Here is a 17,110-nt window from a genome sequence, read left to right as displayed (position 1 = left end):
CCGCGGTCGGTGGCGGGTCTCGGCCTGTCCTGGCGGATCCGTCCTAGTGGGCTGTCCAGCCGCCGTCCAGGACCAGCGAGGTGCCGGTGACGAAGGACGCCTGCGGTCCGCACAGGTAGGCCACGGCCTGGGCGACCTCCTTCGGTTCGATCAGGCGCTTGAGCGCGCTGTCCTGGAGCAGCACCTCGGCCACGACGCGTTCCTCGGGGATGCCGTGGGCGAGGGCCTGGTCGGCGATCTGCTTCTCGACCAGTGCGGTGCGCACATAGCCGGGGTTCACGCAGTTGGAGGTGACGCCGTGGGACGCGCCCTCCAGGGCGGTGGTCTTGGACAGCCCCTCCAGGCCGTGCTTGGCGGCCACGTACGCGGACTTGTAGGCGGAGGCGCGCAGCCCGTGCACGGAGGAGATGTTGACGACGCGGCCCCAGCCCTGTCCGTACATGTGCGGCAGGGCGCCCCGGAGGAGACGGAAGGGTGCCTCCAGCATCACGGTGAGGACCGTGTGGAAGACGTCCGGCGGGAACTCCTCGATGGGCCGCACCAGCTGGAGTCCCGCGTTGTTGACCAGGACGTCCGTCCCGGCGGCGGCGGCCTCGGCCGCGTCCAGGTCGGTGAGGTCCAGGACCAGCGGCTCGACGGCGCCGCCGAGGTCCGCGGCCGCCGCGGCGAGCGCCTCCAGCCCTTCGGCGTCCCGGTCGACGGCTCTGACCTTGGCGCCGGCGGCCGCGAGGCGCAGCGCGCAGGCGCGGCCGATGCCGCCGGCGGCGCCGGTGACGAGCGCGGTACGGCCGCCGAGGTCGAGGGGGGTGTCGTGGGGGGCCGGGAGGGCACTGGACGCGGTCATGGGGTTGACCCTAGGCAGCGCGCCCCGGACGACCCATGTGGTCGCGCCCCACAGTTCAGCGGTTTCCAGTGGGGTCGAGCCATGTGGGTGCGGGCTCGAACCAGGTGGGTGCGTCGGCAAGGGCCTGCTTGATGCGGAAGCTCGCGAAGTCGTTCAGTTCGGGCAGCGCGTCCACCGCGAACCAGGCGACGTCCAGCGACTCGTCGTCGTTCACCCGCGCCTCGCCGCCGACGGCACGGCAGCGGAAGGTGATGTCCATGTACTGGCAGATGTCGCCGTTGCCGTACGTCACCGGCTGCAGGGCCTGGACCAGCACCACGCGCTCCACCGCGCAGCGTACGGCGGTCTCCTCCTCGACCTCCCGCACGGCACAGGCCGCGGGCTGCTCCCCCGGGTCGGGGATGCCGCCGATCACCGACCACTTGCGGGTGTCCGCCCGGCGGTTGAGCAGCACACGGCCCTCGTCGTCGAAGACGAGGGCCGTGACGCCGGGCAGCCACAGCAGCTGATGTCCGGCCGAGGCGCGCAGGGTGCGGATGAAGTCAGGAGTAGCCATGCACCGACCCTAACCGGCGCCCGAAGAAGCATCCGGACACGTCGGAGGGTCGGTCCTCCGCGTTCGTCGGTCCGCCGGCCTCCGCTGTGCGCCGGTCCGCCGGCCCTTACTCCCCGCCGGTGCGTCGGGCGCGTACCGCGGCGGCCGCGCCCCAGCCGAGTCCGCCCGCGGCGAGGAGGACGAGAAGGCCCTCCGGGAGGGTGCCGAGGCGGGTGGCGGGGGTCTGCGAGGTGCGCAGCGGCACCTCCTGCACCAGGTGGCCGGCGACGAACATGCCGGTCCTCTGCGTGATCCGCCCGTCCGGCATGATGACGGCGCTGACGCCGCTGGTGACCGGCACGGTGACCGCGCGGCTGTGCTCGACGGCGCGGACCCGGGACATGGCGAGCTGCTGGTAGGTCATCTCGCTGCGCCCGAAGGTCGCGTTGTTGCTGGGCACGGAGATCATCTTCGCGCCGTCGGTGACGGTGTCGCGCACGGCCCAGTCGAAGGCGGCCTCGTAGCAGGTGACCAGGCCGACGGCGGCGCCGTCCCGGTCGAACACGCCCGGCTCGGAGCCTCGGCTGAAGTCCTGGCGGACCATCGACGTCCACTCCTCGTTGATCGCGCCGACCAGGGGGCGCAGCGGGAGGTACTCGCCGAACGGCTGGATCTGCCGCTTGTCGTAGGTGTCGACGGGGCCCTTCACCGGGTCCCAGAGGATCTGCTCGTTGAGCAGCTTCCCGTCCCGGGAGACCACCGCGCCGACCGAGACGGGCGCACCGACGGCCTTCGCGGCGCGGTCGACGACCTCGCGCGCGTCGTCGTTGGCGAAGGGGTCGATGTCGGAGGAGTTCTCCGGCCACAGCACGATGTCCGGCCGCTCGGCGCGGCCCGCGGCGACCTCGGCGGCCAGCCGCTCCGTCTCGCGCGCGTGGTAGTCGAGGACGGCCCGGCGCTGGGAGTTGAAGTCGAGGCCGAGACGGGGCACGTTGCCCTGGATCACCGCGACGGTGACCGTGCCGTTCTCGGCCTTGTCACTGACCAGGGTGCGTGCCGCGAACGCCCCGGCCAACGGCACGGCGACGCTCAGCACGCCGACGACAGCGGCGGCCTTGTGCAGGCTCCCGGTGCGCCGCGCCCGCACGGCGAGGCGTACCACCTCGTACAGACCGAAGCCGCACAGCACCACGGCGAACCCGAGCACCGGGGTGCCGCCGAGCGCGGCGAGCGGCAGGAACACACCGTCCGCCTGGCCGAAGGCGATCTTGCCCCAGGGGAAGCCGCTGAACGGTACGCGCGCGCGTGCCGCCTCGCCGGCGATCCACAGCGCCGCCGCCCACACCGGCCATCCGGGCAGCCGCGACACCAGGGTGATCCCCGCGCCGACCAGCGCGACGTACACCGCCTCGATCACCACCAGCGCGAGCCACGGGCCGGGGCCGACCTCCACGCCGGTCCACACCAGCAGCGGCAGCAGGAAGCCGAGGCCGAAGAGGTAGCCGAGGCCCAGGCCCGCCTTCCAGCTCCGGCCGCGCAGCAGCCACCCGAGGACGGCGAAGGCGGGCAGGGCCAGCCACCACAGGGTGCGCGGCGGGAAGCTGACGTAGAGGAGGAGGCCCGCGAGCGCGGCGGCGCCGGCCGGGAGGAGGCGCGCGCGCCACTTCTGCCAGGCCGAGGGCGTGGTCCGCGGCGGCATGGGGTCCGACGCGCCGACGGAGGTTGCGGTGACGGTCACCCGGGGAGTCTACGGCGCGTGACCTGGGGCAGGACAGCACGGTCGGACGGCTGCGGGGAGCCGGGACGGTACGCGGTCCCGGCTCCCGTCACCGTTTCCCGGCGAGTCGTCACCAGGCGTCCCCAAACGGGCCACCAGCCGTTACCGTGTGCCGGTGCCTTGTCCGCGCGGCCCGACGGGGGGTCCGCGGGCGGGGACCGTCACAGGGGACGGGGGCACGACGTGGGCGGGGTGCGGGGTGGGTTCAGGTACGACGGACAGGGCGTCCGCCGGCGCGGACGCGGACGGCGAGAGACGGACGGGGCCGGACGCGGCGGGTGTGGTGGTGCTGGGCGCGTGCGCGGCGTGGCCCCTGATCACCGCGGCGGCCCGTGACGGCCGTCCGGAAGGAATGCTGCTCGCGGTGCTGGCCGTCGCCGCGGGGTACGCGGCGGGCCGGATCGGCGGGGCGCTGCTGCCGGTGGCCGCGCCCTGCGCGGGCGCGCTGGCCGGGATCGGGCTCACCGCCTGGGTCCCCCATCTGGCGCCGGGCCCGCAGATCACCGCGCCGCTCGGACACGCCGGGGCGACGACCGCCATGGTGATCCTGTCGGCGGGGGCCGCCTCCTGCGCGGCCTGGGCCGCGTCCGGGCCTGCGGTCCGGTCGGCGATGCGGCTGCTCGCGGCGGGCATCGCGGTGACGGCGGCGGTGCTGGGCTCGGTCACCGGCTGTGTGGCCGCGGCGGGGGTGCTGGCGGTCTCGACGGCCGCCGGCCGGGTACGGCGCCGTGGCGCCGTCCTCGCCGGGCTCGGCGTGATCGTCGCCGGGGCGGCCGGGCTGACGTGGGCGGTCGCCGGGAGCGCGGTGCCGGAAGGTTTCGCCGCGTCGCTGGAGGGGCGGCTCACCCCGCACCGGGTGGCGTTGTGGCACGACGCGCTCGACCTGGCCCGTACGCACGCGGGCCTTGGCGTCGGGCCGGGACGCTTCGGCGAGCTGAGCGCCGCGTCCCTCGGGTCGCCGCTGTCCGACGGCAAGCCGCACTCAGCTCCGCTCCAGCTCGCGGCGGAACAGGGCGTGGTCGGGGTGTTGCTGCTGACGGCGGCGTTCGGCTGGCTGCTGTACGCCCTGTGGCGCAGCCCGCGCCCGACGCCGGTGGCGCTGACGGCGGCCGCCGCCCTGACCGCGCTGGCGGCGGTCGCCACGGTGGGCAACGCGCTCAGCTTCACGGCGGTGGCGGTCGGCACGGGCTACCTCGCGGGCCTCGCCACGTCCCGCCCCTTCGCCCTGGACACGGCCCGCCGCGCGGGAGAGTTGCGGGGAGGGGCCGCTCGGTGAGGGGCCCCTCGTGACTCCCTCACGAGCGGCAGCGGTGCGGGGGGACGTGCCGCCGGACGCGGGTTCCGCGTTCGGCTCCCGTGACACCCGGGCCGGGCGTGCACCCCGGACGACTGCCGCGAACCGCGTCGGCGGCGGGCCACCGCACCGTCACGTGAAGCGTGCCGGCTTGCTGACGTAGGCCGTCCGTGTCCCGGTGCCCCCGGCGCCGCAACGCGCGTCGAGACACCCGTGACGTGGGTACGACGGCCGGCGCCGCGCCCTCTCTCAGAAGCGTCTCACGACCGGCCCGGTGACGGAGTGCCGCGCCCGCAAGCGCGGCAGCTCACACCTTGTCCGGCTTCCTCGGCCGCAGCCGGTCGCGGATGACGCGGACCGCTGCCTCAGCGTCGTCCACCGTCACGGTGAAGGTGTGGCCGTCGGCGAGACGGAGGACCACGCCCTCGCCCCGGCGGACCACGACCGCCGTGCCCTTCTCGGGACGCCAGCGGTAACCCCAGCCGCCCCAGTGGCGGGGCGTGACGTGTGGGGCGAAGTCGGCGCCGGCGACATGGGACAGCGGGATGCGGCGGCGCGGCACGCCGATGTGGCCGCAGCGCACCTCGAGGTGGTCCTCGTCGACGCGCAGTGCGACGTGCACGAAGGCGAGGGTGCCGAACAGCACCAGGAGTCCGGCCGCGATGCAGCCGACGACGGCCATGGCGAGCGGCGCGGCCCCGGAGGTCCACGCGGAGTCGACGGCCAGGGCGATGCCGAGCGCCATGCAGGCGGCGCCGATCAGCGCCAGCAGCCACTGGAAGCGGGCGGTGGCGCGACCGGTCCAGACCTCGGAGTACGGGCCGTGCTCGCCGGAGCGGTGGTCCCTCATGCCTCGAGGTTACTCAGGATCCGCTCCGTGGGTACGGCGTCGCGGGGCGTTACTGAGCCGTCCGGGCGGGGACGGCCGCCTGGAGCAGTCCGCCTTCCGGATAGGTGAGGGCGGCGTCGGGCAGCGCGCCGGGGCGTCCGCTGAGCAGCACGGTCAGCGTGCCGGTGGCGGGGGCGTCGGGGGCGGGCTGCTCGCCGAGCCGCCGCAGGGCCTGGGCGGCCACCGCGCCGGCGGAGCCGTGCAGGGCGAGCGGCTGCGGCCCGGGGCTGGGCACGGCGGCCCGGATGCGGTCGGCGACCAGCTCGTAGTGGGTGCAGCCGAGGACGACGGTGGTCACGTCGCCCGGGGTGAGCGCGGCGGCCGCGGCGACGGCCTCGTCGATCGCCTTGTCGTCCGCGCGTTCCACGGCCTCGGCAAGGCCCCAGCACGGCACCTCGGTGACGGTGACGCCCGCGGCGAACCGCTTGATCAGGTCGCTCTGGTAGGGGCTGCCCGTGGTGGCGGGAGTGGCCCAGATGGCGAGCGGGCCGCCGCCGGCCGCGGCCGGCTTGATGGCGGGGACGGTGCCGACGACCGGCAGGTCGGGCTCGTGGCGGCCGCGCAGGGCGGTGAGGGCGTGCACGGTGGCGGTGTTGCAGCCGACGATCAGGGCGTCGGGCCGGTGCACGGCGGCCGCCTCGGCGACGGCCAGGGCCCGCCGGGTGAGGTCGGCGGGCGTCCTCGGTCCCCAGGGCATGCCGTCGGGGTCGAGGGAGAGCACCAGATCGGCGTCGGGGCGCAGTCGCCGCACCGCGGCGGTGGCCGCCAGCAGTCCGATTCCGGAGTCCATGAGCGCGATCTTCACCCGGCCACGATAGACGATGAGCCGCCGCGGGGCCGTGCCGTGGGGCAGACTGCGCACGTGAGCGCCGTCGTGTGGAGTGCCGCCGTGTCCCTCGCCGCCTGGCTGTGGCTGCTGCTGCTCCAGGGGTGGTTCTGGCGCACGGACGTGCGGCTTCCGGCGTCGCGCGATCCGGACGCGTGGCCGGACGTGTGCGTGGTGGTCCCGGCGCGCGACGAGGCGGCCGTGCTGCCCGCGAGCCTGCCGTCGCTGCTCGCCCAGGACTATCCGGGCCGGGCGGAGGTCTTCCTGGTCGACGACGGCAGCACGGACGGCACCGGGGACCTCGCCCGGGAGCTGGCGCGACAGGAGGGCGGGCTTGCCCTCACCGTGGTGTCGCCCGGCGAACCGCCGTCCGGGTGGACCGGCAAGCTGTGGGCGGTGCGGCACGGCATGGAGCTGGCCCGCGCCCGCGACCCCGAGTACCTGCTGCTGACGGACGCCGACATCGCGCACGCCCCGGACAGTCTGCGGCGGCTGGTGGCGGCGGCCGGGACCGGCGGCTTCGACCTCGTGTCGCAGATGGCGCGGCTGCGGGTGGAGAGCCTGTGGGAGCGGCTGGTCGTGCCGGCGTTCGTGTACTTCTTCGCTCAGCTCTACCCGTTCCGCAGGATCGCCCGGCCGGGTTCGCGGACGGCTGCCGCGGCGGGCGGGTGTGTGCTGCTGCGCGCCGACGCCGCCGCGCGGGCGCGGATCCCGGACGCCGTGCGGCACGCCGTGATCGACGACGTGGCCGTGGCCCGGGCGGTCAAGCGCGGCGGCGGGCGGGTGTGGCTGGGGCTCGCGGACGGCGTGGACAGCGTGCGCCCCTATCCACGGCTGCGCGATCTGTGGCGCATGGTGTCGCGGAGCGCGTACGCGCAGTTGCGGCACAGCCCGCTGCTGCTGGCGGGGACCGTCGCCGGTCTGGTGCTGGTGTATCTGGTGCCGCCGGCCGCGGTGGCCGTGGGCGCGGCGGCGGGGAGCGTGCCGTGCGCGCTGCTGGGCGCCGCGGCGTGGCTGGTGATGGCGGGGACGTACGTCCCGATGCTGCGGTACTACCGGCAGCCGCTGTGGCTCGCGCCGCTGCTGCCGGTGACCGCGTTCCTCTATCTGCTGATGACGGTGGACTCCGCGGTGCAGCACCGCCGTGGGCGTGGCGCCGCCTGGAAGGGCCGCACCTACGCCCGTCCGGCGACCGCCGCCGACGAGGCCTGACCGGCCGTCACTTGCGGCCGGGCGTCCAGTTCATGCCCCAGCCGTAGGCGTGGTCGACGGTGCGCTGGGGGCTGACGCCGCGCTCGGGGACGAGGTAGCGGGCCTCGCGCTGGACGACCAGGTCGCCGCCGTTGTTGGTGATGAGCGCGAGCGCGCACACCGTGGAGGGGACGGTGCACTCGTCGAGGGAGAAGTCGATGGGCGCGCCGTGCTGCGGGCGGAGGGTGACCGTGGCGTGCAGGTCGGCGAAGGAGCGGGCGCCCTCGTAGATGGTGACGAAGACGAGGATGCGCCGGAACTGGTGCTTGTGGTCGAGGTTGACGGTGAGGTTCTCGCCGCTCGCCGAGGCGCCGGTGCGGTCGTCGCCGTCGAGGTGGATGAACGGCGGCTGGTGCAGCGAGCCGAAGGCGTTGCCGAGCGCCTGGACCACGCCCTTCCTGCCGTCGGTGAGCTCCCACAGGGCGCACAGGTCGAGGTCGAGGTCGGCGTGCATGGCGACCGGGCGGCCCAGCTTGGCGGCCCAGCCGGAGAACTGCTTGCGGACCTCCCAGTTGAGGTTGACGTGCAGGGAGCCCGAGGTGCCGCCCTGCTTGGTCAGCGACACGGAGGGCGCCGCCTTGGTGAGCGTCACCTTGGTGAGCCGGACGGGCGCCGGGGGCGCGGCGGGCGGGGGCGGCGGCTGAGGGACGGTGACCGGAGGCGCGACCGGCGGGGCGGCCGGGGCAGGGGGCGCCACGGGCGCGGCGGGCGGTGCGGCGTGCTGCGGTTCGTCCACGGTGATGCCGTAGTCGGTGGCGAGGCCCTCGAGCCCGCTGCTGTAGCCCTGTCCGACGGCGCGGAACTTCCAGGCGCCCTGTCGGCGGTAGAACTCGCCGAGCACGAAGGCGGTCTCGGTGGTGGCGCCGGTGCTGTCGAAGCGGGCGGCCACGGTGCCGTGCGCGGCGTCCTTCACCTCGATGGAGAGGTCCGGGACCTGCCCGAAGGTGCCGCCGTCGCAGGAGGCGGCCAGGACGACGGTCTCGATGCCGGGCTCGACCCGCGTGAGGTCGACGAGCAGGGTGTCGGTGACCCGGCCCCCGTCCTGCCGCTTGCCCTCGTGGCGTACGGCGCCGGAGGCGTGGGCGGGCTGGTTGTAGAAGACGAAGTCGGCGTCGGAGCGGACCTTGCCACCGGCCAGCAGCAGCGCCGAGGCGTCCGCGTCGGGCACGCCGGGGCCCGAGCGCCATCCCACGTCGACCCGCAGTGCCGTCGCCGGCACCGGTGTGTTCGATCCCTTCGGCATGGACATGTCCCGCCCCCATCACAGGTCGCCGCGCCGGGCGAGCCCCGGCGTCCGTCGGTGTGCGTCCGCCCAACCTAATCCCCCGCGCGCGGGGCGCCCACGCCCGAGGACGCCGGCCACGCTCCGGCCACCCCCTGCGACCGCCGGTAACACCCCCGGAACTCGGCCTTTACACGAAATCCGCGCGGCAGTACGTCCGTTTTCCGTGAATTCGCTCGTATTGGGGATCGCCCGTCACCCAGGGCGCGCAAAACAACCCTCTTATCGGTCTCCCCAACCAGCACATCGTGGGCTTAACTTATGGCCATGACCTCCCCCCGCTCCATGTATGGCGGCGGCTACTCCTCCGCTGCCTTCCCGGACACCCCGATCTACGACTCGCTCGTGGCCGAGCGGGGCACCCCGCAGATCGCCCCGATCCGGGTCCCCGCCGCGTACGAGGCGCCGGCCAGTCACCTGCCCGCGCTTCCCTCGGCGTTGCCGGCCCTTCCGGCGGCACCGTCCCAGCCGTCCTACGGCTATCCCCAGCCCGCCACGCCGCAGCCCGCCCCGCTCCAGCAGGCGCACACGGCGTACATCCCGCAGCAGGCCACCGCGCCGCGCGGCTACCCCGGCCCCCAGCCGCAGCCGCCGCGTCAGCCGCAGCCCGCCGGCTACGAGGCGATGCGCCCGGCGGCCGCCCCGCGGCCGGCGCCCGCGCCGTACCAGGACCCCTACAACAACCAGCAGTACCGGGGGTACTGAGCGGGCCGGGCCGCGCCGAAAAGGGCCCGGTGCCGTCGTCCGGTGATGGCACGATGGGCCCATGGGGAACGCTCGTGTGCGCTCGATCCACGTTCATCCGGTCAAGGCCTTCCGGAGCCTGCCGCTCCGGGAGGTCGTCGTGGAGCGCTGGGGTCCGGCCGGTGACCGGCGCTGGACGCTGATCGACGACGGGGGAAAGGTCGTCACGCAGCGCCGCCACCCACGTCTGGCCCTCGCCGCCGCCGAACCGCTGCCCGGCGGCGGCGTCGTGCTGTCCGCGCCCGGCCGCGCCCCGGTCACCGTGCCCGTGCCGGCGCCGGGCGCGACCGTGCCGGCGGACGTCTTCGGCGACAAGGTGGAGGTCGTCCCCGCCGAGGACCCGGCCGTGCACGCGTGGTGCAGCGACTTCCTGGACACACCGGTGCGGCTCGTGCACCTCGACGACCCGGCCGTACGGCGGCCGGTCGACCCCGCGTACGCGCTGCCCGGTGAGACGGTCACGTTCGCCGACGGATACCCGCTGCTGCTCACCACGACCGCCTCCCTGGACCGGCTCAACTCCCTTGTGGCTCAGGGGGCGCACGCGCACGAGGGCCCACTGCCGATGAGCCGGTTCCGGCCCAACGTGGTGATCGAGGGCACGGAGGCGTGGGCGGAGGACGGCTGGACCCGCGTCACCATCGGCGAGATGACGTTCCGGGTTCCCAAGCCGAGCGGACGGTGCGTCGTCACCACCACCGACCAGGACACCTCCCGGCGCGGACGGGAACCGCTGCACACCCTGGGCCGCCACCGGTCCGTCGACGGCCGGCTCCTCTTCGGCGTGAACCTGGTGCCCCTCTCCCCCGGCACCCTCCGCGTCGGCGATCCGCTGGAGGTCGTGGCCTGACACGCGCCCGGCCGCGCGACGCGGGAACCCGGGCCCGTTCCGGCGCGTTGGGCAGCGTGAGGGATCGGTGCGGGAACCGGGGAGGGGGTGCGTGCCGTGCGTGCGGTCGGCGGACTCTGGCGCTGGCGGCGCAACCCGCTGCGGCGCGCCACCGACCTCGCGGAGGCCTGGCTGGCGCTCACCGTGCTCCTGCTGGTCACGCTGGCCGCGCCGCTGACCGGCGTCCTGGCCGGAAGCGCCGCGCACGCGTCGCTGCAGCGTTTGGTCCGCGACCAGCAGCAGTCCCGCCACCTGGTCACGGCCACGGTGGTGCGCGAGCTGGACCCTGCTCCGGCGACCACGGACCCGGAACTGCTGGGCGGGGACCCGGGTTCCCGCGTCCTGGCCCGCTGGACCGCCCCGGACGGATCGGCCCGGCGGGAGGCCCTGCAGGCGCGACTGCCGGATCCCCGGCCGGGCGACACGTTCCGCATATGGACCGACGGACGCGGCGACCGGGTCGCGCGCCCGATGGAGCCGGCCGCCGCGACGGCGCACGCGGTGCTCGCGGGCGCGGGGGCCGCGCTGCTGGCCGCCGGACTGTTCGAGGGCGGCCGGCGCCTGGTGCTGCGGCGGATGCTCCGCGGCCGGTACGCCCGCTGGGACCGTGAGTGGGGCCGCGTGGGCCCGGACTGGGGCAGGGCGGGCGCCGACAGCTGACCGCGTTCCGCCTCTGGTCAACTCGCCGCCCCCGCGCACGCTACGGTGGTCCGGCCGAACCGATCGGCAGCGACCCGGGCGGGAACGGTCCACAGGTACGACGAGGTGGGGGCACGGCAACACCATGGCACAGGGCACGGTCCAGGTGACGCACACCGGCACATCGAGGTGGCGCCGCCGCACGGGTGAGTACCCATCGCTCGCCGCCGCCCTGGAGGCCGCGGGCGAGGGGGACGTGCTCACCGTCGCTCCCGGCACCTACCGGGAGAACCTCGTCGTGCGGCGGGCGGTGACCCTGCGCGGGCCCGAGGGGTCGCCCGGCTCGGTGCGCATCGCGCCGCCGGACGGGGTACCGCTCACCGTGTGCGCCTCCGCGGTGGTGCAGGACCTCCACGTGGAGGGACAGGACGCCACCGCCCCCGCCGTGCTGGTCGAGGAGGGCACCCCCGAGCTGCGGGACATCCGCGTGGTCAGCCGGTCCGCCGCGGGCATCGAGGTGCGCGGCGCCGCCCGGCCCACGGTGCGTCGCTGCACGGTCGACAACCCGGCGGGCGCCGGCATCGCCGTGGTCGACGGCGGGGGCGGGGTGTTCGAGGAGTGCGAGGTGGTTGCCGCCGGACAGGCGGGCGTCGCCGTGCGCGGCGGAGGCCACCCCCGGCTGGAGCGCTGCAAGGTGCACCACGCCTCCGGCTCCGGGCTGACCGTGACCGGGGAGAACTCGGCGCTGGAGGCCGTCGGCTGCGAGGTGTACGAGGTGCGCGGCAGCGGGGTGCAGGTGACCGCCCGCGCCACCGCCCACCTCACCGACTGCGACGTGCACCGCACCACCGGGGACGGGATCACGCTCGACACGGACGCCGTGCTGACGCTCGCCGACTGCCGCATCCACGACATCCCGGAGAACGCGGTCGACCTGCGCTCCCGCTCGGTGCTCACCCTGACCCGCACCACGGTGCGCCAGTTCGGCCGCAACGGCCTGTCGGTGTGGGACCCGGGGACGCGGGTGGACGCCAACCGGTGCGAGATCTTCGACAGCACCGGCGACTACCCGGCGGTGTGGGTGAGCGACGGCGCGACGGCCGTCCTGGACTCCTGCCGGGTGCACGACGTGCCGGACGCGCTGTTCGTGCTGGACCGCGGCTCGCGTGCGGACGTCGTCGACAGCGACCTGACCCAGGTACGGAACACGGCGGTGTCGGTGAGCGACGGCGCGACCGCCCAGCTCGACGACTGCCGCATCCGGGAGGCGGCCACGGGCGCCTGGTTCCGCGACCACGGCAGCGGCGGCACCCTCAGCAACTGCACCCTGGACGGCACCCAGACCGGCGTCATCGTCACCAAGGGCGCCGACCCGACGGTCGAGCGCTGCACGGTCGACTCCCCCGCCGAGGCGGGCGTGTACGTGTCCGCGGGCGGACGCGGCACGTTCGAGCACTGCCGGGTCACCGGCAGCGGCGGCTACGGCTTCCACGTCATCGACGGCAGCCGTACGACGCTGCGCAAGTGCCGCACCGAGCGCTGCGCGCGCGGGGGTTACGAGTTCGCCGAGGGCGCCGACGGCGCCTCCGGTTCGGGCGGCCCGGTCGTCGAGGACTGCACCAGCGACGAGTCCGGCGGCCTGCGCGCCGAACCGCCCGCGCCCGAACCGGCGGTGCAGACCACCGGTCACACCACGGGCCTGCTGGGCACGGTCCCCTCCCCCGCCGGTGCGCCTGCGGCCCCCGCTCCCGCCACCGTGCCGGAACCGCGGCGCGAGACGCGCACCTCCAAGGACGTCCTCGGCGAACTCGACGCCCTGGTCGGCCTGGAGAGCGTCAAGCGCGAGGTGCGGGCCCTCACCGACATGATCGAGGTGGGCCGGCGCCGGCAGCAGGCCGGGCTGAAGGCCGCGTCCGTCAAGCGGCACCTGGTGTTCACCGGCTCCCCCGGCACCGGCAAGACCACCGTGGCGCGCCTGTACGGCGAGATCCTCGCCTCGCTCGGGGTGCTGGAGCAGGGGCACCTGGTCGAGGTGTCCCGCGTGGACCTGGTCGGCGAGCACATCGGCTCGACGGCGATCCGCACCCAGGAGGCGTTCGAGAAGGCCCGCGGCGGGGTGCTGTTCATCGACGAGGCGTACGCGCTGTCGCCGGAGGACGCGGGCCGCGACTTCGGCAAGGAGGCCATCGACACGCTGGTCAAGCTGATGGAGGACCAGCGGGACGCGGTGGTGGTCATCGTGGCCGGCTACACGGCCGAGATGGAGCGCTTCCTGTCGGTCAACCCCGGTGTGGCATCCCGCTTCTCGCGCACCATCACGTTCGGCGACTACGGCCCCGAGGAGCTGCTGCGGATCGTGGAGCAGCAGGCCGAGGAGCACGAGTACCGGCTGGCGCCGGGCGCCGCGGAGGCGCTGCTGACGTACTTCACCGACATCCCCAAGGGACCCGCGTTCGGCAACGGGCGCACGGCGCGGCAGACGTTCGAGGCGATGGTGGAGCGGCACGCGAGCCGGGTCGCCCAGCTCGACGAGCCCACCACCGACGACCTGACGCTGCTGTACGCGGAGGACCTGCCCGCGCTGTCCTGAGCGCGGGCGGTCAGGCCGCCGGGCCGGGCTGTCCGGTACCGCGGGGAGGGGGCACCTCCGGCCGCAGCCGGGCGAGCAGGCGCCGGCGTTCCTCCGCGAACGCCGGGTCGGCCTGGTAGTCGGAGTGGCCGAGGATCGGCGCGGGCAGCGGGTGTTCCGCGGTGCGGCCGTAGGCGAGGGGGTCCTTCAACGGCGGACGGTCCACGTCGGGTCCGCCGTCGCCGGGCAGCCGCACCGGGCCGCCGATGGGGTCGGTGCGCCGGTAGAGGTTGCTCCAGCAGACGACGTCCCGGTGCAGCGCGTGCAGCGCGTCCGGACCGAAGTGGGCGGGGAACCAGCGGCCGTAGAGCCGCTCCAGCGGGGAGCCGTAGGTGAGCAGGGCGACGCGTCTGCGGGCGGACGGCGGAAGCTGCCAGGCCGCGGCGGCGGCGAGCACGCTGCCCTGGGAGTGCCCGGAGAGCACCAGCCGTCCTCCGGTGGCGCCGGTCCAGGTGGCGATGCGCCAGGTCAGGTCGGGCACCGCGCGCTCGGCGTAGCAGGGCGGCGCGAAGGGGTGCGCGGCGCGCGGCCAGAAGGTGCCGACGTCCCACAGGATCCCTATGGTGCGGCGGGCGGAGGCGTCCTTGTAGGCGCGGCGGCCCCAGGTGACGAGGAGGACGAAGCCGAGGCCGATCAGCCAGGAGCCGAGGGCCTGCGCGGTCTGTGCGGCGCCGTGCACGACGGGGTGGGCGCCGCGCGCCGCCGCGCCCGGGGTCTCCCCGGTGGCCGTCGCGCCGACGAGGGCCCCGGCGCCCAGCAGGAGGGTGGCCGCGGAGGTGACGGCGAGGATACGCGGCCCCCGGTCGGTGAGGGCGGCCATGGCGCGGACCGAGGCGATCCGCCGGGTGCGGCCGAGGTCGCCCGACTCTCCGGCGTACTCCTCCTCGACGGCGGCGCGTTCGGCCCGGGCGAGGTGCCAGGCGCGGCGGGCGAGCCAGCAGCACATGACGAGGAGCAGCAGGAGCAGCGGCGGGATGACGGACGCCTGCCAGGTGAGCAGCACCGGGGGTCCCGGGATGGAGGCGCGGGTGCCGTCCAGCCAGTCGGACACCCGCTGGGAGACCCCGCCCGACATCACGCCGCCGAGCGCGCAGGCGAGCATGGCGACCGCGGGCCCCGCCAGTCCGCGCAGCGCGGCCCGCCGGTCGGGGTCGGTGCGGTGCAGGGCGTGGGCGACACAGGCGAGGACGATCACCAGCAGGCCCTGTGCGAAGGTGAGGGCGCCGAAGGTGAGGTTGCCGGGCAGCCGGCCCGCCGACTCCCAGGCGGGCCGCTCCCAGCCGGCGTAGAGGGCGCTGAGGGCGAGCAGGGCGAGGGCGGCGAGGGGCAGCCCGCGCACCAGCCGGCGGTCGGCGTGGTCGTCGAGGCGGCGTTCGCTGCGGCCGCGGCGGCAGACCACCCACACCACCGCGCCCGCCCCGACGGCCAGGGAGGCTTCGAGCAGCACGCCCAGGGCGACGAGGACGGCGGGGCCGCCCGGCTCACGGTCGTACCGCGCGGCGGCGGAGCCCACGGCCGCGGCGACCGTCAGCAGCGCGGCGGCGGTGTGGGCGGCGCGCAGCCGGGCGCCCAGGCGGCGGCCGTACCAGAAGCCGGGGCGGCTCAGGGCGGCCGGGCCGGTGTCCTCCTCGGCCTCGGGGCCGCCGAGCGGCTGCTGCGACTCGTAGGCGCTCCAGGTGCGCAGGGACAGGAACCACAGCAGGCCGGTGAGGGCGGCGGGCACCAGGGCGGCCAGGGCGAGACGGCGGCCGGGTGCGCCCCACCAGCCGTCGCCGGGCGACAGGAAGCCGAGCCAGGAGTGCCGGCCGGCGCAGGCGGGGGTGCCCGCGCACTGCCAGGCGGTGAGGTCGAGGGCGACCTCGCAGGCGGCGGCGACGAGCAGCACCGTGAGGCTGAGGCCGGTCAGCCGCACCAGCATCCCGTACAGCCGGACGGTGCGGCGGCGGCCGCGGGCGCTGGGGCGCATCCAGTGGGCGAGGTTGACCACCATGAACGGCAGGAGCAGCAGCCACAGGGCGCGGGTGCCGTTGCCGGAGGTGAGGTTGCACCAGACGTACGCCTCGGGGACGGGCCCGTCGCGGCGGGCGCCGGGGTCGCGTTCGGCGTCGGCGTCGTCGGCGCGGCGGAAGACGGCGGCGACGTCGTCGCCGGTGACCCGGACCGTGCGCGGGTCGTCGAGCATCCGGTCCGGGGTGGTGCCGCCCACCCCGTGGACCAGGAGTTCCAGCGCGGTGCGGGACCCGGCGGGCGCCTCGCCCGCCGGTGCTCCGCCGTCCTCGGCCGGTCCGTGCTGCTGCGTGTCCTCCACCGTGCGGCCTCCCCCTGACGCCCCGTCGGATCCGTCCGTGCGGGACAGCATCCTCCGCTCCCGGACCGTGTGCGTCCCTCGTCACTCAATCTCCCCGATCCGTGTGACGCGCACGCACCACACGGGCACCGGGAACCGCCATGTACGCGACGAGCGGCCGGTGGCGCCGCCGGGGGTCCGGCATGGGAGGATGGGACGTCCGCGCACCGGTGCCCGGGAAAATGCCGCCCGAGGCCGTGGACGCGCGGGAGTGTGTCGGACGGCTGTGCGGCGAAAGGACCGGAGCGTACGTGAGCGAGAATCAGAACCTGCTCGCCGAGCAGCGGCGCACCCTGATCCTCGACGAGGTCCGGCGGCGGGGCGGGGTCCGGGTCAACGAGCTGACCCGCAGGCTCGGTGTGTCGGACATGACGGTCCGCCGCGACCTCGACGCACTGGCCCGGCAGGGCGTTCTGGAGAAGGTGCACGGCGGCGCGGTTCCGGTGGTCGAGGCCAGCACGCACGAGCCCGGCTTCGAGGCCAAGTCCGGCCTGGAGCTGACCGCCAAGGAGGACATCGCGCGCGCGGCGGCCGAGCTGGTCCCGCCGGGCGCGGCGATCGCGCTGTCCGGAGGCACCACGACGTTCGCGCTGGCGCACCGGCTGACCGACGTCCCCGACCTCACGGTGGTCACCAACTCGGTGCGGGTGGCGGACGTCTTCCACGCCGCGCAGCGCTCCTCGGGCAGCCGGCAGGGGGCGGCCACGGTCGTCCTGACCGGCGGGGTGCGCACCCCGTCCGACTCGCTGGTGGGGCCGGTGGCCGACCAGGCGATCGCGGCGCTCCACTTCGACCTGCTGTTCCTCGGGGTGCACGGGATATCGGTGGAGGCGGGGCTGTCGACGCCGAACCTGGCGGAGGCGGAGACCAACCGGCGGCTGGTGCAGTCGGCCCGGCGGGTGATCGTGGTCGCCGACCACACCAAGTGGGGCACCGTGGGCCTGAGTTCGTTCGCCTCGCTGGAGCAGGTGGACACGCTGGTGACGGACTCAGGGCTGTCCGCCGAGGCCCGCGCGGAGGTGTCGGAGCATCTGCGGCGGCTGGTGGTGGCCGGCGAGCACGAGCAGTCCGAGGACGAGCAGGCGGAGGCCGCCGACGCCTGACCGGGGCGAGGCTCCCCCGTCCCGTCCGTGTACCGCAAGCAGCGTGACCTCACAGGGAGTT

Annotated in this window: 14 protein-coding genes; 7 read left to right on the top strand and 7 right to left on the bottom strand. The window is 75.3% G+C overall.

The features are described 5' to 3' along the window. Nucleotides 1-43 precede the first annotated feature (43 nt). The 3 genes from ACQZOG_RS26985 to lnt form a co-directional block, all read right to left on the bottom strand. Complete coding sequence (locus ACQZOG_RS26985) at nt 44-844, bottom strand: 3-hydroxybutyrate dehydrogenase (protein WP_033277115.1); 801 nt, start codon at nt 842-844, stop codon at nt 44-46. Between the two features lie 55 nt (nt 845-899). Beyond that, on the bottom strand, nt 900-1,400 hold the full coding sequence (locus tag ACQZOG_RS26980; protein WP_033277116.1) for an NUDIX hydrolase: 501 nt from the start codon (nt 1,398-1,400) through the stop codon (nt 900-902). Nucleotides 1,401-1,506: 106 nt separating this feature from the next. Then, entirely contained in the window at nt 1,507-3,117 is a 1,611-nt protein-coding gene (gene lnt, locus ACQZOG_RS26975) for an apolipoprotein N-acyltransferase (RefSeq protein WP_430741905.1), read from the bottom strand. A 319-nt stretch (nt 3,118-3,436) separates the two neighbouring features. Here lnt and ACQZOG_RS26970 point away from each other — a divergent pair, with 319 nt between their 5' ends. After that, the gene (locus ACQZOG_RS26970) at nt 3,437-4,432 is read left to right on the top strand and encodes an O-antigen ligase family protein (protein WP_261676245.1); all 996 of its coding nucleotides are present in this window, start codon (nt 3,437-3,439) and stop codon (nt 4,430-4,432) included. 325 nt (nt 4,433-4,757) lie between these two features. Here ACQZOG_RS26970 and ACQZOG_RS26965 read toward each other — a convergent pair whose 3' ends face one another. Both ACQZOG_RS26965 and ACQZOG_RS26960 read right to left on the bottom strand, forming a co-directional pair. Continuing rightward, a complete protein-coding gene (locus ACQZOG_RS26965; RefSeq protein WP_033277634.1) occupies nt 4,758-5,300 on the bottom strand; it encodes a hypothetical protein in 543 nt (180 codons plus the stop codon). A 49-nt stretch (nt 5,301-5,349) separates the two neighbouring features. After that, entirely contained in the window at nt 5,350-6,144 is a 795-nt protein-coding gene (locus ACQZOG_RS26960) for a glutamate racemase (RefSeq protein WP_033277683.1), read from the bottom strand. Between the two features lie 39 nt (nt 6,145-6,183). Between ACQZOG_RS26960 and ACQZOG_RS26955 the strand changes: the two genes are divergently transcribed. Further along, on the top strand, nt 6,184-7,377 hold the full coding sequence (locus ACQZOG_RS26955; protein ID WP_033277635.1) for a glycosyltransferase: 1,194 nt from the start codon (nt 6,184-6,186) through the stop codon (nt 7,375-7,377). Nucleotides 7,378-7,384: 7 nt separating this feature from the next. On the opposite strand, the gene ACQZOG_RS26950 is transcribed toward ACQZOG_RS26955, so the two are convergent. Next, nucleotides 7,385-8,659 (bottom strand): TerD family protein, encoded by a 1,275-nt coding sequence (locus ACQZOG_RS26950; protein ID WP_033277636.1) that lies wholly within the window; start codon nt 8,657-8,659, stop codon nt 7,385-7,387. Between the two features lie 306 nt (nt 8,660-8,965). On the opposite strand from ACQZOG_RS26950, the gene ACQZOG_RS26945 reads away from it, so the two are divergent. The 4 genes from ACQZOG_RS26945 (at nt 8,966) to ACQZOG_RS26930 (ending at nt 13,560) form a co-directional block, all read left to right on the top strand. Further along, nucleotides 8,966-9,403, top strand: a complete 438-nt coding sequence (locus tag ACQZOG_RS26945) for a DUF6643 family protein (protein WP_033277684.1) — start codon at nt 8,966-8,968, stop codon at nt 9,401-9,403. Between the two features lie 61 nt (nt 9,404-9,464). Next, nucleotides 9,465-10,292: an MOSC domain-containing protein gene (locus ACQZOG_RS26940; protein WP_193467225.1), complete on the top strand. Its 828-nt coding sequence runs from the start codon at nt 9,465-9,467 to the stop codon at nt 10,290-10,292. An 87-nt stretch (nt 10,293-10,379) separates the two neighbouring features. Beyond that, a complete protein-coding gene (locus ACQZOG_RS26935; protein ID WP_359496894.1) occupies nt 10,380-10,991 on the top strand; it encodes an Rv1733c family protein in 612 nt (203 codons plus the stop codon). Nucleotides 10,992-11,115: 124 nt separating this feature from the next. Continuing rightward, nucleotides 11,116-13,560: a right-handed parallel beta-helix repeat-containing protein gene (locus tag ACQZOG_RS26930; RefSeq protein WP_193467227.1), complete on the top strand. Its 2,445-nt coding sequence runs from the start codon at nt 11,116-11,118 to the stop codon at nt 13,558-13,560. A gap of 10 nt (nt 13,561-13,570) precedes the next feature. Here ACQZOG_RS26930 and ACQZOG_RS26925 read toward each other — a convergent pair whose 3' ends face one another. Continuing rightward, a complete protein-coding gene (locus ACQZOG_RS26925) occupies nt 13,571-15,907 on the bottom strand; it encodes a hypothetical protein (protein WP_430741904.1) in 2,337 nt (778 codons plus the stop codon). Nucleotides 15,908-16,197: 290 nt separating this feature from the next. Here ACQZOG_RS26925 and ACQZOG_RS26920 point away from each other — a divergent pair, with 290 nt between their 5' ends. Further along, nucleotides 16,198-17,049 carry a DeoR/GlpR family DNA-binding transcription regulator gene (locus ACQZOG_RS26920; RefSeq protein WP_037643639.1) on the top strand — a complete coding sequence of 284 codons (852 nt, stop codon included), beginning with the start codon at nt 16,198-16,200 and terminating at the stop codon, nt 17,047-17,049. The last annotated feature ends 61 nt before the right edge of the window (nt 17,050-17,110 follow it).

This window comes from Streptomyces sp. P13-3-3, assembly GCF_050571355.1.
Taxonomy (GTDB): domain Bacteria; phylum Actinomycetota; class Actinomycetes; order Streptomycetales; family Streptomycetaceae; genus Streptomyces; species Streptomyces althioticus.
The sequence above is the reverse complement of the archived record's forward strand: the minus strand, read 5'-3'. Positions and strand labels throughout refer to the sequence as shown.